A 15,807-nucleotide genomic window follows, 5' to 3' on the forward strand; every position below is an offset into this window, starting at 1 on the left:
GCCCGGTTACATTCCGAACCCGGAAGCTAAGCCTTTCAGCGCCGATGGTACTGCAGGGGGGACCCTGTGGGAGAGTAGGACACCGCCGAACAATTCTTCAGGACCCCTGGTCCCAGCGTTCACGCTGGGACCAGGGGTCCTTTTGTTTTTCTGGATTTCTTCCGATGCGCGGCGGAGTGCCGGCTGCGCGAGAATGACTGCAGTACCCGAAGACAGGAGTCACCATCATGCCCACCAACTCTCCCGACGATCGTCCGGAGCGCGAGCCGCGTCGCAGGGACGGTGCTGGTGGCGACCGGGGCGGTTTCCGCGCGCCGCGCCGTGATGACCGTGGCGGCGACAACCGGGGCGGCGGCGGTGGCTTCCGTCGCGACGACCGTGGCGCTGACCGTCCGTCGTTCCGGCGCGACGACCGTCCCTCCTACCAGCGTGACGACAACCGGGGCAGTGGCGGCGGGTTCCGCCGCGACGACCGAGGCGGCGACAACCGTGGCGGAGGGTTCCGTCGCGATGACCGGGGTGCCGGTGACAACCGGGGTGGCGGCGGTGGCTTCCGCCGTGACGACCGTGGCGGCGACAACCGGGGCAGTGGCACCGGTGGTGGGTTCCGTCGTGACGACCGTGGCGGCGACAACCGGGGCAGTGGTGGCGGCTTCCGCCGCGACGACCGTGGCGGTGACCGTCCGTCGTTCCGTCGGGACGACAACCGTGGTGGTGACAACCGTGGCGGTGGGTTCCGCCGTGACGACCGGGGTGGCGACCGTCCCTCGTACCAGCGTGACGACAACCGGGGCAGTGGCGGCGGCTTCCGCCGCGACGATCGCGGCGGTGACAACCGGGGTGGCGGCGGTGGCTTCCGCCGTGATGACCGTGCCGGTGACAACCGGGGCAGCGGCACCGGTGGTGGGTTCCGCCGTGACGACCGGGGTGGCGACCGTCCCTCGTTCCGGCGCGATGACCGTCCTTCCTACCAGCGCGATGACCGCCGTGACGACAACCGTGGCGGCGGCGGTGGCTTCCGCCGTGACGACCGTGGCGGCGACAACCGGGGCAGCGGCGGTGGGTTCCGCCGTGACGACCGTGCCGGTGACAACCGGGGCGGCGGTGGCGGGTTCCGTCGCGATGACCGGGGTGGCGACCGTCCCTCGTTCCGTCGGGACGACCGCCCCTCCTACCAGCGCGACGACAACCGCGGCGGTGACAACCGTGGCGGTGGGTTCCGCCGTGACGACAACCGGGGCGGCGACCGTCCCTCGTACCAGCGCGATGACCGCCGTGACGACAACCGTGGCGGCGGCGGTGGCTTCCGCCGTGACGACCGTGGCGGCGACAACCGGGGTGGCGGCGGTGGCTTCCGCCGCGACGACCGTGGCGGTGACCGTCCGTCGTTCCGTCGGGACGACCGTCCCTCCTACCAGCGTGACGACAACCGGGGCAGTGGTGGCGGCTTCCGCCGTGATGACCGGGGTGGCGACCGTCCGTCGTTCCGTCGGGACGACAGCCGCGGTGGCGGGTTCCGTGGGCGTGACGACCGCGGCGGCGACAGCCGGGGCGGGTACGGGCGCCGGGACGACCGGGGCGACCGCGGCGACCGTGCCCCGATCAGGCGGCTGCCGATCCCGCCGGAGGTCACCGGTGAGGAGATCGACCCGGACGTGCGCCAGGAGCTGATGAGCCTGCCCAAGGGGCTCGCCGAGGACGTCTCGCGCAACCTCGTCATGGTGGCCCAGCTGATCGACGAGGACCCGGAGCAGGCGTACGAGTACTCCAAGATCGCCCTGCGGCTCGCGTCCCGCGTCGCCGCCGTCCGTGAGGCCGCCGGTTTCGCGGCGTACGCCACGCAGAAGTACTCCGAGGCGCTGGCCGAGTTCCGGGCCGCGCGGCGGATGAGCGGCGGGGTCGAGCTGTGGCCCGTCATGGCCGACTGCGAGCGCGGTCTCGGCCGGCCCGAGCGGGCGCTGACGATGGCCGGTGAGCCCGAGGTGCAGAAGCTGGACAAGGCCGGTCAGGTCGAGATGCGTCTCGTCGCCGCCGGCGCCCGCCGGGACCTGGGGCAGATCGACGCGGCCATCGTGACGCTGCAGAGCCCCGAGCTGGCCTCCGGTGCCGTCCACCCGTGGACCGCGCGCCTGCGGTACGCGTACGCCGACGCGCTCCTCGCCGCCGGCCGCGAGCAGGAGGCGCGGGAGTGGTTCGCCAAGGCCCTCGAGGCCGACAAGGACGGCGCCACGGACGCCTCCGACCGGCTCGCCGAGATGGACGGCGTCGAGTTCGTGGACGCTTTTGACGACTCCGACGACTCCGACGACTCCGACGACTCCGACGACTCCGACGACTCCGACGAGCCCGCCGGGGCCGGCGAGTCCGAGGAGTCCGGCGACTCGCGCGGGGAGCCGGGCGACGGCGACGAGCGGGACGGCGACAAGGCCTGATCCGGTCCGGCAGTGAGAAGGGCGGCACCCCCCCGGGGGGGTGCCGCCCTTCTCCGTTTCCGGGTGTCCCGTCAGTCCAGCGCGAGGCTCCTCAGGACCAGACCCGTCGCGGGCTTCGGGCCGAAGGAGGTCGACTTGCGGGGCATGGTGACGCCCTGGCGGGCGAGGTCCCGCACGATCTCCTCCCGTACCGGGTGCATGAGGACCGCCGTGCCGCCCCCGCGTTCCGCCTGGGCGACCGCCGCGCCGGCGTCGTGGAGGTACACGACGTCCTCGGGAGCGTCCGGGACGTTCCAGACGTGCTCCAGGAGGGCGGAGTGCAGGACCGTCGCGTCCAGCGTGCGCCACGCTTCGGGGCGGTCCGCGCGGATCACGCGCTCCAGGAGGGCGGGGTCCGGGCGGTCCAGGAGGTGGAAGCGGCCGTCTCCCGCGAGGAGGAAGGCGTTGCCCCCGGCCGCGGCGGTCGCCAGCGCCTCCAGGGCGGCCGGCAGCGGCCCGTCGAGGTGGCGCACCCGGAAGGAGCCCTCGACGGCCGCGAGGGCGTCGGCGACCGGCAGTCGGCGGAGGAGGCGGTGGATGGCGCGGACCCGCAGGGGATAGCGGGCGGTGTCCACCAGGAGGACCAGGCCGTAGTTCCAGGGGCCCGGCGCGGCGTGCTCCTCGCGCAGGCGCAGATAGGTGGCCCAGCGGTGGTGGCCGTCCGCGATGAGGGCCTGGTGGCGGCCGAGACCCGTGGTGACGGCGGCCTGTTCGGCCGGGTCCGTCACGGCCCACAGACGGTGGCGGAAGCCGTCCTCGGTGGTGGTGGAGAGCAGGGGCTCGCGCCGGACGGCGCGCTCGACGACCTCGTCCGGGCCCGCGCCCTCCTCCCCGACGTAAGTGAGGAGCAGGGGTTCGAGGTTGGCCGCGGTGGTCCGCATCAGGTCGGCGCGGTCCTCGACCACGTGCGGCATGACGTCCTCGTGGGGGAGGACGACGCCCGCCTCGGGGGGCGAGAGCTCCAGGGCCCCGATGAGCCCGCGCTGGAGGACGCCGTCGCCCCGCTGCTCGTACACGTAGAACGCGGGCGCGGGATCGGGCGCGAGGACGCCGTCCGCCAGCCAGCGGTCCAGGGTGACGGCGGCCTTGCGGTGGCGGGTGCCGGCGGTGAGGGCCTGCGGAAGGATCAGCCGGACGATGTTGTGCGGGTCCGCCGACTCCAGGTGGCTCAGTCCGTCAGGTCGTACGACGACGTCGTAGGGCGGGGACGTCACGGCGGCGAGGCTGCCGACCCGCTCGGGGACGTACCGGATGCCGCGGAACGGGGTCAGGCGCAGCCCCGCCGCGTCGGCGCGGACGTCGTCGGCCGCGTGACCTGAGGTGTTCATCTCGACATCGTATGCGGGGCGGGACATGAGCGATGATCGGGGTAGCGGGGGGATCACACCCGGTGAGAAGAGGAGCGAGCGGTGACGGTGCGGAACGGCCGGGAACGGCGGAACGAGGGCGGCAGGAAGCGGCCCGGGAGCAGCGCGGTGCCGCTGAGCGGGGCGTACGACACGGCCCTCCTGGACCTGGACGGGGTCGTGTACAGGGGCGGCGTGGCCGTTCCGCACGCCGTCGAGGCGCTGGGGGCGGCCAGGGACGGCGGGATGCGCCTCGCGTACGTCACCAACAACGCGCTGCGGACGCCCGACGCCGTCGCGGAGCACCTCACGGAGCTGGGGGTGCCGGCGGAGCCCGGGGACGTGGTCACCTCGGCGCAGGCCGTCGCCCGGCTGATCGCCGACGAGGTGCCGGAGGGGTCGCGGGTGCTGCTCATCGGCGGCGAGGGGCTGCGGGTGGCGCTGCGCGAACGGGGACTCGTGCCGGTGGAGTCGGCGGACGACGACCCGGTGGCGGTCGTGCAGGGGTACGGGGGGCCCGATCTGCCGTGGAAGAGGTTCGCGGAGGCCGCCTACGCGGTGGGGCGGGGAGTGCCGTGGTACGCCTCGAACACGGATCTGACGATCCCCGCGGCACGGGGGATCGGGCCGGGGAACGGCGCGGCCGTGGAGGTCGTGCGGATCGCCACGGGAGGGCGCTTCGAGCCGAAGGCGGCGGGGAAGCCGCTGCCGCCGATGCACCGGGAGACGGTGATCCGGACCGGGGCGGAACGGCCGCTGGTCGTCGGGGACCGGCTGGACACGGACATCGAGGGCGCGTTCAACGGAGGGGTGGACTCGCTGCTCGTCCTCACCGGGGTGACGGACGTGGCGCAGCTCCTCGCGGCCGTGCCCGAGCACCGCCCGACGTATGTGGCCGCCGATCTGCGGGGGCTGCTCGTGGGGCAGCCGGAGGTGGTCGCGGACGGGGACGGGGGTTTCACCTGCGGAGGCCTGCGGGCGTCGGTCGACGGGAACGCGCTGGTGCTCGACGGGGAGCCCGCGGAGGGCTCCGACGCCATGGACGGGGTGCGGGCCCTGTGCGGGGCCGCCTGGACGGCGGCGGACGAGGGCGCGGGCGTGCCGGACGCGGGGAAGGTGCTTGCGCGGCTGGGGCTGTGAGGGCGCCGGGACTGCGGGAGGCGGCGGGATCGCGGGAGGTGGCGAGTCTGCCGGGAGCGGCGGGATCGCGAGAAGCGGCGGGTCCGCCGGGAGGAACGGGGCAGTGGGGAGCGGTGGGTCTTCGAGAAGCGGCGGGGTGGTGGGAAACGGCGGGCCCGAGGGCGGCGGAGTCCGGGCGGCCGGTGACGGGGCGGCCCGTGGCGGGGCCCGCTCGACGGGGAGAGAAGTTGGATAGGCTAACCTAACTCGACATGGGTCGGGGCCGTCGTCCGGCACGATCGCGGACCAGGACGACGGGAGTCACGGGCATGGACGGTCGGCAGGGGCAGCGCCTGAGCGCGGAGGCGGTCACGCTGGCTTACGAGCAGCGGGTCATCGCCCGTGACCTGTCCGTCGAGATCCCCGACCACTCCTTCACCGTCATCGTCGGGCCGAACGCCTGCGGCAAGTCCACCCTGCTGCGCGCCCTCTCCCGGATGATGAAGCCGAGCGAGGGGCGCGTCCTGCTCGACGGGCAGTCGATCCAGACCATGCCGGCCAAGAAGGTCGCCAGGACCCTCGGTCTGCTGCCCCAGACCTCCGTCGCGCCCGACGGCATCACCGTCTCCGACCTCGTCGCCCGGGGCCGTTACCCGCACCAGGGCCTGCTGCGCCAGTGGTCCCCGGAGGACGAGCGGATCACACGGGAGTCGATGGAGGCGACCGGGGTCGCGGAGCTGGCCGGCCGGTACGTGGACGAACTCTCCGGCGGCCAGCGCCAGCGCGTCTGGATCGCCATGGCGCTCGCCCAGCAGACCCCGCTGCTCCTGCTCGACGAGCCGACGACGTACCTCGACATCCAGCACCAGATCGACGTGCTCGACCTGTGCGCCGAACTGCACGAGACGCAGGGCCGCACGCTCGTCGCCGTCCTCCACGACCTGAACCACGCGGCCCGGTACGCGACCCACCTGATCGCCGTCCGCGCCGGCGAGGTGGTCGCCGAGGGACCGCCGGCCGAGGTGGTGACCGCCGAGCTGGTCGAACGGGTCTTCGGGCTCCGGTGCCGGGTCATCGAGGACCCGGAGACGGGAACGCCGCTGGTCGTGCCGGCCGGACGGAAGGCACGGGCCGCGCTGCGGTGACGGGACCGCGCGGCGCCGCGGTGGGGAGCCGCCGGGAGCGGGCTACAGGAGCGAGCGGAGGCGCAGGAGGTCGCGGAAGCCGGCCTCCAGGCCGACCCGGCCCGAGGCCCAGGCCTTCGCGAAGTTCAGCCGGCCGTCCACCATCGCCACCAGGTCGTCGCTCTTCATCGCGAGCCGGATCTGCGCCTTCACCGGCGGCGGGCCCTCCACCGCGGAGTCGACCTCGATCCGGCCGCCCGTGAGGCGGCCCGTGAAGGTCGTGTCCAGGTCGGTGACGTGGCAGCTCAGGGTGCGGTCGAGCGCGGCGGCGCCGCGCACGCCGCCCTCGGCCCGCGCGAGATTGCCGGAAAGTCTGTCGAGTGCGTCGCGGCACTCCGTGATCGTCGCCATCGCCGTCGACGGTACCCCAGGGCTTCGCGGTAGCGTCGGGGCATGAGCGACGCGATGCCGGAACCGGGGCCCGTGACGGACGGCGGGGTGACGGGACGGGCCGGTGACGGACCGGACGGACGGACGCCGGGGGAGACCCCCGGTGCGCCTCCTCCCGAAGTCCCCGGCGCGACCCCTCCCGAGGTCCCCGCCGAAGCGCCCGGCGGACCTTCCGCCGAAGCCCCCGGTGGACCTCCCGCCGGGGCGCCCGGCGGGACGCCCGCCGGGACCGCCGCCGCGCCGCTCGGCGTCGTCCGGGAGCCGACCGGCCACGCCGCCGTCGACGTCCGCCTCGCGCGTCTCGCCGAGGTCGACCGCCTCCCGGCGGACCGGCACCTGGAGGTGTACGAGGATGTACACCGTGGACTGCGCGACGAACTGACCTCGCTCGACGCGCGGCCCGCCCCCCATCCGCACGAAAACAGGAGCTGAACAGAACGTGGCAGGAGTGGCACGCCGCCGCCTCGACGCCGAGCTGGTCCGGCGCAAGCTCGCGCGCTCGCGGGAGCACGCCGGCCAGCTGATCGCCGCGGGCCGGGTGACCGTCGGCAAGACCGTCGCCACCAAGCCCGCCACCCAGGTCGAGACCGCCGCGGCCATCGTCGTCGCCCAGGACGACTCCGACCCCGACTACGTCTCGCGCGGCGGCCACAAGCTCGCCGGGGCCCTCGCGGCCTTCGTGCCGGAGGGGCTGGTCGTCGAGGGGCGGCGCGCCCTCGACGCCGGGGCCTCCACCGGCGGCTTCACGGACGTCCTGCTGCGCGCGGGCGCCGCCCACGTCGTCGCCGTCGACGTCGGCTACGGGCAGCTCGCCTGGTCGCTGCGGAGCGACGAACGGGTCACCGTCAAGGACCGTACGAACGTGCGCGAACTGACGCTCGACGCGATCGACGGCGTCCCCGTCGACCTCGTCGTGGGCGACCTCTCCTTCATCCCCCTCGGCCTCGTCCTGCCCGCCCTGACGGCCTGTACGGCGCCCGGCGCCGACCTCGTCCTCATGGTGAAGCCGCAGTTCGAGGTGGGCAGGGAACGGCTCGGCACGGGCGGGGTCGTCCGGTCCGCCGAACTCCGCGCGGACGCCGTGAAGAACGTGGCCCGGCAGGCCGGCGCACTCGGACTCGGCGTCCTCGGCGTCACCGCCAGCCCGCTGCCCGGCCCGTCCGGCAACGTCGAGTACTTTCTGTGGCTGCGGGCAGGGGCGCCCGCGCTCGATCCGGCGGACGTCGACCGCGCCGTGGCGGAAGGACCTCGTTGACCTCAACGGCAGCACCATCAGAGACCGCACCACGCACCGTCTTCCTGCTCGCGCACACCGGGCGGCCCGCCGCCGTGCGCAGCGCCGAACGGGTCGTCCAGGGGCTGTTGCGCTCCGGCATCGGCGTCCGCGTCCTGGCGGCCGAGGCGGCGGACCTGCCGCTGCCGTCCTCCGTGGAGAAGGTGCCGGAGGCCTGCTCCGACGCGATCGACGACTGCGAACTGCTCGTCGTCCTCGGCGGTGACGGCACCCTGCTGCGCGGAGCCGAACTCTCCCGCGCCTCCGGAGTGCCGATGCTCGGCGTCAACCTGGGGCGGGTGGGCTTCCTCGCGGAGGCCGAACGCGACGACCTCGACCAGGTCGTGGAACGGGTCGTCACCCGGGACTACGAGGTCGAGGAGCGGATGACCCTCGACGTCACCGTGTACCAGAACGGCGACGTCCTGCACCGCGACTGGGCCCTCAACGAGGCGGCCGTGCAGAAGGTGTCCCCGGAACGGATGCTGGAGGTCGTCCTCGCGATCGACGGACGCCCGGTGACCGGCTTCGGCTGCGACGGGGTGATCTGCGCGACACCGACGGGTTCCACCGCGTACGCCTTCTCGGCGGGCGGGCCGGTGATCTGGCCCGAGGTCGAGGCGCTGCTCATGGTCCCGATCGGGGCGCACGCCCTCTTCGCCAAACCGCTGGTGACCACCCCGGAGTCGGTCCTCGCGGTCGAGGTCGAGCCGCACACCCCGGACGGGGTGCTGTGGTGCGACGGGCGGCGGACCGTGGAACTGCCGGCCGGCGCGCGGGTCGAGGTCCGGCGCGGTGCCGTGCCGGTCCGGCTCGCCCGGCTGCACCACGCCTCCTTCACGGACCGGCTCGTCGCCAAGTTCGCCCTCCCGGTGTCGGGGTGGCGGGGCGCGCCGCGCTGACCGGGCCTTCCGCCCCGGTGCCCGGCCCTCCGCCCCGGCGCCGCGCCGGCCGCCCCGGCCGGGCGCGGGACCGCTCCGACCGGCCGGGGGACCGGCCCGTCCTCCCGGCGCCGGACGTCCGGCCGGGCGGCGCGCCGGGGGTCCCGGCCGGGCCGATGTCGCATCGGACCAGGGAAACCTCGTATGGTCTGGGGCGTGCTGGAGGAGATGCGGATACGGTCGCTCGGGGTCATCGACGACGCTGTGGTCGAGTTGTCGCCCGGGTTCACCGCGGTGACCGGTGAGACCGGTGCGGGCAAGACCATGGTCGTGACCAGCCTGGGGCTGCTGCTCGGCGGCCGGGCGGACCCGGCGCTCGTACGGATCGGCGCGGCGTCGGCCGTGGTCGAGGGACGGATCAGCGTGTCCCCGGGCACGCCGGCCGCCCTGCGCGCGGAGGAGGCCGGGGCGGAACTGGACGAGGGGGCGCTGCTCGTCAGCCGCACCGTCTCGGCCGAGGGACGCTCCCGGGCCCACCTCGGCGGGCGTTCCGTGCCCGTCGGGCTGCTCGCCGAACTCGCCGACGAACTCGTGGCCGTCCACGGCCAGACCGACCAGCAGGGCCTGCTCAAGCCCGCCCGGCAGCGCGGCGCGCTCGACCGGTACGCGGGCGCGGCCGTCTCCGGGCCGCTCGCCGCCTACGGCGAGGCGTACCGGCGGCTGCGGGCGGTCACCGCCGAGCTGGACGAGATCACCACCCGGGCCGCGGAACGCGCCCAGGAGGCCGATCTGCTGCGCTTCGGGCTCGACGAGATCGAGGCCGTCGCCCCGCTGCCGGGGGAGGACGCCGAACTGGCCGCCGAGGCCGACCGGCTCGGGCACGCCGAGGCCCTCGCCTCCGCCGCCGCGCTCGCGCACGGCGCGCTCGCGGGCTCCCCCGAGGACCCCGAGTCCGTCGACGCGACCACCCTCGTCGCGGGCGCGGGCCGGGCCCTGGAGGCCGTGCGGTCGCACGATCCGGCGCTCGCCGCGCTCGCCGACCGGATGGGGGAGATCTCCATCCTGCTCGCGGACGTGGCCACCGAACTGGCCGGGTACGCCGACGACCTGGACGCCGACCCGCTGCGGCTCGCCGCCGTCGAGGAGCGGCGCGCGGCCCTCACGCAGCTGATCCGGAAGTACGGGGACGGGGACGGCACCGACGCCGTCCTCGCCTGGGCGGAGAAGAGCGCCGCCCGGCTCGGCGAGCTGGACGACGACGGCGGCCGGATCGAGGAGCTGACCGCCGAACGCGACCGGCTGCGCGACGAGCTGTCGGCGCTCGCGCAGCGGCTCACCGACGCGCGGACGGAGGCGGCGGACCGGTTCGCCGCCGCCGTCACCGCCGAACTCGCCTCGCTGGCCATGCCGCACGCGCGGGTGTCCTTCGACATCCGGCAGACCGAGGACCCCGAGGGCGTCGAGGTCGGCGGCCGGCGGGTCGCCTACGGGCCGTCCGGCGCCGACGAGGTCGAGCTGCTGCTCGCCCCGCACCCCGGCGCCCCGCCCCGGCCGATCGCCAAGGGCGCGTCCGGCGGCGAGCTGTCCCGGGTCATGCTGGCCGTGGAGGTCGTCTTCGCAGGGGTCGACCCGGTGCCGACGTACCTCTTCGACGAGGTCGACGCGGGCGTCGGCGGCAAGGCGGCCGTCGAGATCGGCCGGCGTCTCGCCAGGCTCGCCAGGACGGCCCAGGTCGTCGTGGTCACCCACCTGCCGCAGGTCGCGGCCTTCGCCGACCGCCAGCTGCTGGTGGAGAAGACCAGCGACGGCTCGGTGACCCGCTCCGGCGTCACCGTCCTGGAGGGCGAGGAACGCATCCGGGAGCTGTCCCGGATGCTCGCCGGCCAGGAGGACTCCGAGACGGCGCGGGCCCACGCGGAGGAACTGCTCGCGACGGCGCGGGCGGACGGATGAGGCGCCCCGCCCCCTTCGCCGCCGCCTGAGCGACCCGGGCGGTGTGCGAGGGGCCGCGGAGGCTCCCGCGCGGCGCGCGCCGGACGCGGACGGGCCACCGGGGCGGAGCGCCGGCCCGGAGGCCGGGCCCGCCGTCGCCCTCGGGACGGCGGCGGGAAGCGGCGGCGCGCCCGCCGGGCTCCCCGGGACCGGGACCGCCCCGCACGCGGCCGGGCCGTCGCCGCGGCCGTACGGGGGAGCGCGCGGTCTCCTCGCGCGCTCGCTCGGGCGGGTGAACCCGAGGGGCGGAACGTGCCGCCGTACGCCCCCCGTACAGGGGAACGACGGCACTTCGATGCCGGAACGCGCGTACGGTCGGGAGCGCGAACTGGCATTCTTGGGCGCGTGACACAGCTCCGTACGGTCCAGGTGTTGGGCGGTGGCGGCGCGGGCAGCAGCGCTCATGTCCGATCACTCGCCGCGGGGCTGGTGGCGAGGGGCGTGCGGGTGACCGTGTGCGCTCCTCCCGCGCTCGACCGCCTCCACGACTACCCGGGGGCCGGCGCCCGTTTCGTGCCGCTGCCCCGCCTCGGCGACCCCGCCGCCGTCGCCGCGCTCCGCAACGCCTGCGTCGGCGCGGACGTGGTCCACGCCCACGGGCTCCAGGCCTCCGTACGGGCCGCGCTCGCGCTGTCCGGCGGGCCGGAGGTCCCCCTCGTGACGACCTGGCACACCCGGAGCCACGCGGAGGGGGCGCGGGCCGGTGCCCTCCGGCTCCTCGAACGCCGGACCGTACGGGCCGCCCGCGTCGTCCTCGCCACCTCCTCCGAACTGGTCGACCGGGCCCGGCGGCGCGGCGCCCGCGACGCCCGGCTCGCCCCCGTCGCCGTGCCCGCCGCGCGCGGGCCCGTCTGCCTCCACGACGGCAAGACGCGCGCCGAACTCGGCGCGGTCGGCCGGCCGTTGCTGATGGCGGTCGGGGCGCTGGAACGGGGCCGGGGCCACCGGACGCTGCTCGACGCCGCCCGGGAGTGGCGCGACCTCGACCCGCAGCCGCTCCTCGCCATCGCCGGGGAGGGGCGCGAACGGGCCCGCCTCCGGCGGCGGATCGCCGGCGAGGACCTCCCGGTACGGCTGCTCGGGCACCGCGAGGACGTCGCGGAACTGCTGGCGGCGGCGGACGTCGCCGTCCTCCCGTCCCGCTGGGAGGCCCGCTCCCCGCTCGCCCAGGAGGCCCTGAGGCTCGGTGTGCCGCTCGTCGCGACGGCGGTGGGCGGCATCCCGGAACTCGTCGGCGACGCGGCGGAACTGGTGCCGTACGGGGACGCCGCGGCGCTCGCGGCGGCGGTGCGGGGGCTCCTCGAGGACGCGGACCGGCGGATGGACCTGGCGGCGGCGGGCCGGACCCGGGCGGGGACGTGGCCGACCGAGGACGACACGGTGGCCCACGTGCTCAGCGTGTACGACGAGCTGGTGGGGCGGTGACGGGGGGCGCCGCGCCCCTCACGGCGTGAGGCGGCGGGCCCTCAGGGCCAGGGAGAGGGCCAGGACCGTCTGGGGGTCGTCCAGGTCGGTGCCCAGGAGTTCGGAGATGCGGGCCAGCCGGTTGTAGAGGGTCTGGCGGTTGAGGTGCAGCTCGCGGGCCGTCTCCGCCTTGCGGCCCGCGTGGGCCAGATACGTCTCCAGGGTGGGCAGGAGCGGCGGCCGGGAGGTGCGGTCGTGCTCCCGGAGGGGACCGATCGCCCGGTCCACGAAGGCCGCGAGCACCGTGTCCCCGTGGAGGTGCAGCCGCCACAGCAGCAGATCGATGTCGAGGCGCCGCGCGTCGTACCAGGGACGGTCCGACAGGCCCTGCGCCGCCGTCGCCGTCTCCGCCGCGTGCCGCAGGCCCGCCGAGGCCGCCGCCCAGCCCCCGGCGACGCCCACCACGACCACCGGCGGGTGCGCCCCGGCCCGCTCCAGGCCGGCCCGCCCCACGCCCGCGCGCAGGGCCGCCGCGACCCGGTCCGCGACCGCCGCGCGCTCCGTCTCCGCGCGCAGGCCGAGGAGGAGCGGGACGCGGCCCTCGACCGGGCGGACGCCGAGGAGGACGGGGACGCCGAGGGAGGAGAGCTCCTCCAGGACCGCGCGGGCGAGCAGCGCCCAGCTGCCGGACGGGGAGAGTTCGGGCGCCAGGCGCATCACCACGGGCAGGAGCGGGCCGTCCCCCGGTCTGAAGCCGAGGACCCGGGCCTGGGCCGGGGCGTCCTCGGCGCTGATCGCGCCCTCCGCCAGGTCCGTCAGGAAGTCGCCCCGGCCGCGCGCGGCCAGCTCCTCCTCCTGCCGGGCCTGCATGAGGACGACCGCGAGGAGCCCGGCCGCCCGCTCGGCCGCCATCCGGTGGACGGGGGAGAGGGCACCGGAGACCGCCGGGAGCACCAGACGGGCCCGTACCGCGCCCGTACCGGGGCCGCCGCCGGGCACGTCGACCAGGACCGTGCCGGTGGGCGGGCCGGACTCGCGGGCCGTCCGCCCGCCGCGCAGCCCGTCCCACACCTGGAGCGGGTCGGCGGGCGAGGGCCCGGCGCCCGCCGCGTACAGGAGCCGGCCGTCGGCGGTCTCCAGGAAGACCGGGTTGGCGGCGAAGCCGGAGAGGACGCGCAGCACCTCCGGGACCCCGCCGCCCCCGAGCAGGGCCTCCGTGCACCGCCGGTGGACCTCCTCGGCCTGCCGCTGGAGGGCGTAGTGGCCGTTGACGATCTCGGTGTGGATCTCCTCGGTCACCGCCACGAACGGCACCTCGCGGTGCAGCTGCACCAGCGGCAGGCCCGCCGTCCGCGCGGCCTCCACGAGCGCCGCCGGCAGCCGGGCGAAGCGCGACCCCAGCTCCACCACGAGCGCCGCGATGCCCCGGTCGGCGAGCCGCCGCACGAAGGCTCGCTGCTCGGCCGGGCGGGTGCCCAGGCCGAGGCCCGTGGTCAGCAGCAGCTCGCCGCCCTTGAGCAGCGACGCGATGTTCGGCACCTCGCCCGCGTGCACCCAGCGCACCGTGCGGTGCAGCCGGTCCGCGCAGGCGACCACCTCCGGGAGCCCGCCGCGCAGGCCCGGGAGGTCGAGCGCCCGCTGCACGGTGATCCCGCCCTGGTTGTCCATGGACCCGGACGCTACCCGCGTCCCCGCCCCGGAGGCATCCCCCCGGCCACGGGGGCGATCGGTCACCTCCCGCCACGGGGCCGGGCGGGGCGGCGGGGGTCCCTCAGCCGCCGTAGGCGCCGCTGGCCGTCAGCCGCAGGGCGGTGTCGATCAGCGGGACGTGGCTGAAGGCCTGCGGGAAGTTGCCGACCTGACGCTGGAGGACCGGGTCCCACTCCTCGGCGAGCAGGCCGAGGTCGTTGCGGAGCGAGAGCAGCTTCTCGAAGAGGGTGCGGGCCTCGTCCACGCGGCCGATCATCGCCAGGTCGTCGGCCAGCCAGAAGGAGCACGCCAGGAACGCGCCCTCGTCGCCCGCCAGGCCGTCCACGCCGGCCTCCTCGCCGGCCGTGGGGTAGCGCAGCACGAAACCGTCCTCGGTGGACAGCTCCCGCTGGATCGCCTCGATCGTGCCGATGACCCGCTTGTCGTCCGGCGGCAGGAAGCCCATCTGCGGGATCAGCAGCAGCGAGGCGTCCAGCTCCTTGGAGCCGTACGACTGCGTGAAGGTGTTCCGCTCCTTGTCGTAGCCCTTCTCGCAGACGTCCCGGTGGATCTCGTCGCGCAGCTCGCGCCAGCGCTCCAGCGGGCCGTCGGCGTCCCCGGACTCGATGAGCTTGATCGTGCGGTCCACGGCCACCCAGGCCATCACCTTGGAGTGCACGAAGTGCCGGCGCGGTCCGCGGACCTCCCAGATGCCCTCGTCGGGCTGGTTCCAGTTCTTCTCCAGGTACTCGATCAGCTTGAGCTGGAGCAGGGAGGCGTAGTCGTTGCGGGACAGGCCGGTCATGTGCGCCAGGTGCAGGGCCTCGGTGACCTCGCCGTACACGTCCAGCTGGAGCTGGTTCGCGGCGCCGTTGCCGACCCGGACCGGGGTGGAGCCCTCGTACCCCGGGAGCCAGTCCAGCTCCGCCTCGCCCAGCTCCCGCTCGCCCGCGATGCCGTACATGATCTGGAGGTTCTCCGGGTCGCCCGCGACCGCCCGGAGCAGCCAGTCCCGCCAGGCGCGGGCCTCCTCGCGGTAGCCGGTGCGCAGCATCGAGGAGAGGGTGATCGCCGCGTCCCGCAGCCAGGTGTAGCGGTAGTCCCAGTTCCGCACGCCGCCGATCTCCTCGGGCAGCGAGGTCGTCGGGGCGGCGACGATCCCGCCGGTCGGCGCGTACGTCAGCGCCTTCAGGGTGATCAGGGAGCGGACCACGGCCTCCCGGTAGGGGCCGTGGTACGTGCAGTGGTCGACCCACTCGCTCCAGAAGCCGACGGTCGCCTCCAGGGCGCCCTCGGGGTCCGGCAGCGCCGGCGGCTCCTTGTGCGAGGGCTGCCAGGAGAGGGTGAGGGCGACCCGCTCCCCGGGGGAGACGGTGAACTCGGAGTACGTGGTCAGGTGCTCGCCGTGGGTCTCCGCGTCGGTGTCCAGCCACACCGAGTCGGGTCCGGCGACCGCGACCGTGCGCTCGCCGACCTTGTGCACCCAGGGCACGATCCGGCCGTAGCTGAACCGCATGCGCAGCGCGGACCGCACGGGGACCCGGCCGCTGACGCCCTCCACGATCCGGATCAGCTGCGGCGCGCCGTCGCGCGGGGGCATGAAGTCGGTCACCCGGACCGTGCCGCGCGGGGTGTCCCACTCGGATTCCAGGACGAGCGAGTCGCCCCGGTAGCGGCGCCGGTCGGCGGGGGCCGGCTCGGCGTCGTCCGGGCCCGCGGGGGCCACCCGCCAGAACCCGTGTTCCTCGGTGCCGAGGAGTCCCGCGAAGATCGCGTGCGAGTCGAAGCGGGGCAGGCAGAGCCAGTCCACGCTGCCGTCCCGGCAGACCAGGGCAGCGGTCTGCATGTCTCCGATGAGTGCGTAATCCTCGATGCGCCCGGCCACGTGCTTCACTCCAGTCGAACGGCCATGTCCGCCCCTCGGGGCGCTTGCTCCAGATGCCCGGCCGGTGTCCGGCCCGCTCTGTCCGAGTGTGTCAGTGGTTGGGGGTCTTCGACGGGCCCCGGCCCGGAACGGGGGCGCTTCCCGGGCGCCCGGCCCCGGACGGAAGCGGCGGC

At 75.4% G+C, this 15,807-nt stretch carries 12 protein-coding genes, 1 rRNA gene and 1 pseudogene; 10 read left to right on the forward strand and 4 right to left on the reverse strand.

The window, feature by feature from the left end; genetic code table 11:
* The 3 genes and pseudogenes from rrf to ACZ3IL_RS19450 all read left to right on the forward strand — a co-directional run.
* A 5S ribosomal RNA gene (rrf, locus tag ACZ3IL_RS19440) occupies positions 1 to 91 on the forward strand; the annotation flags it as partial.
* Between the two features lie 757 nt (positions 92 to 848).
* Positions 849 to 1,448: pseudogene (locus ACZ3IL_RS19445) on the forward strand (DEAD/DEAH box helicase); the annotation flags it as partial.
* Positions 1,449 to 1,610: 162 nt separating this feature from the next.
* On the forward strand, positions 1,611 to 2,432 hold the full coding sequence (locus tag ACZ3IL_RS19450) for a tetratricopeptide repeat protein (RefSeq protein ID WP_467392031.1): 822 nt from the start codon (positions 1,611 to 1,613) through the stop codon (positions 2,430 to 2,432).
* Between the two features lie 71 nt (positions 2,433 to 2,503).
* On the opposite strand, the gene ACZ3IL_RS19455 is transcribed toward ACZ3IL_RS19450, so the two are convergent.
* On the reverse strand, positions 2,504 to 3,799 hold the full coding sequence (locus ACZ3IL_RS19455; RefSeq protein WP_467391663.1) for a DUF1015 domain-containing protein: 1,296 nt from the start codon (positions 3,797 to 3,799) through the stop codon (positions 2,504 to 2,506).
* A gap of 81 nt (positions 3,800 to 3,880) precedes the next feature.
* On the opposite strand from ACZ3IL_RS19455, the gene ACZ3IL_RS19460 reads away from it, so the two are divergent.
* Both ACZ3IL_RS19460 and ACZ3IL_RS19465 read left to right on the forward strand, forming a co-directional pair.
* On the forward strand, positions 3,881 to 4,957 hold the full coding sequence (locus tag ACZ3IL_RS19460; protein WP_467391664.1) for an HAD-IIA family hydrolase: 1,077 nt from the start codon (positions 3,881 to 3,883) through the stop codon (positions 4,955 to 4,957).
* 308 nt (positions 4,958 to 5,265) lie between these two features.
* Complete coding sequence (locus ACZ3IL_RS19465) at positions 5,266 to 6,081, forward strand: ABC transporter ATP-binding protein (protein ID WP_467391665.1); 816 nt, start codon at positions 5,266 to 5,268, stop codon at positions 6,079 to 6,081.
* 42 nt (positions 6,082 to 6,123) lie between these two features.
* Here the strand turns inward: ACZ3IL_RS19465 and ACZ3IL_RS19470 are convergent, their stop codons facing one another.
* Entirely contained in the window at positions 6,124 to 6,471 is a 348-nt protein-coding gene (locus ACZ3IL_RS19470; protein WP_467391666.1) for an SCP2 sterol-binding domain-containing protein, read from the reverse strand.
* Positions 6,472 to 6,513: 42 nt separating this feature from the next.
* On the opposite strand from ACZ3IL_RS19470, the gene ACZ3IL_RS19475 reads away from it, so the two are divergent.
* The 5 genes from ACZ3IL_RS19475 (at position 6,514) to ACZ3IL_RS19495 (ending at position 12,081) form a co-directional block, all read left to right on the forward strand.
* Positions 6,514 to 6,942 carry a hypothetical protein gene (locus ACZ3IL_RS19475; RefSeq protein ID WP_467391667.1) on the forward strand — a complete coding sequence of 143 codons (429 nt, stop codon included), beginning with the start codon at positions 6,514 to 6,516 and terminating at the stop codon, positions 6,940 to 6,942.
* Between the two features lie 7 nt (positions 6,943 to 6,949).
* Entirely contained in the window at positions 6,950 to 7,765 is an 816-nt protein-coding gene (locus ACZ3IL_RS19480) for a TlyA family RNA methyltransferase (protein ID WP_467391668.1), read from the forward strand.
* Positions 7,762 to 8,685, forward strand: a complete 924-nt coding sequence (locus tag ACZ3IL_RS19485) for an NAD kinase (protein ID WP_467391669.1) — start codon at positions 7,762 to 7,764, stop codon at positions 8,683 to 8,685. The genes ACZ3IL_RS19480 and ACZ3IL_RS19485 overlap by 4 nt, the downstream gene beginning before the upstream one ends.
* 183 nt (positions 8,686 to 8,868) lie before the next feature.
* Positions 8,869 to 10,617, forward strand: a complete 1,749-nt coding sequence (gene recN, locus ACZ3IL_RS19490; protein WP_467391670.1) for a DNA repair protein RecN — start codon at positions 8,869 to 8,871, stop codon at positions 10,615 to 10,617.
* Positions 10,618 to 11,001: 384 nt separating this feature from the next.
* Positions 11,002 to 12,081 (forward strand): glycosyltransferase family 4 protein, encoded by a 1,080-nt coding sequence (locus tag ACZ3IL_RS19495; protein ID WP_467391671.1) that lies wholly within the window; start codon positions 11,002 to 11,004, stop codon positions 12,079 to 12,081.
* Between the two features lie 18 nt (positions 12,082 to 12,099).
* Here ACZ3IL_RS19495 and ACZ3IL_RS19500 read toward each other — a convergent pair whose 3' ends face one another.
* A complete protein-coding gene (locus ACZ3IL_RS19500) occupies positions 12,100 to 13,728 on the reverse strand; it encodes a PucR family transcriptional regulator (RefSeq protein WP_467391672.1) in 1,629 nt (542 codons plus the stop codon).
* A 103-nt stretch (positions 13,729 to 13,831) separates the two neighbouring features.
* Positions 13,832 to 15,634, reverse strand: a complete 1,803-nt coding sequence (locus ACZ3IL_RS19505; RefSeq protein WP_467391673.1) for a glycoside hydrolase family 15 protein — start codon at positions 15,632 to 15,634, stop codon at positions 13,832 to 13,834.
* Positions 15,635 to 15,807 lie beyond the last annotated feature (173 nt).

This window comes from Streptomyces sp. NPDC014907, assembly GCF_055562975.1.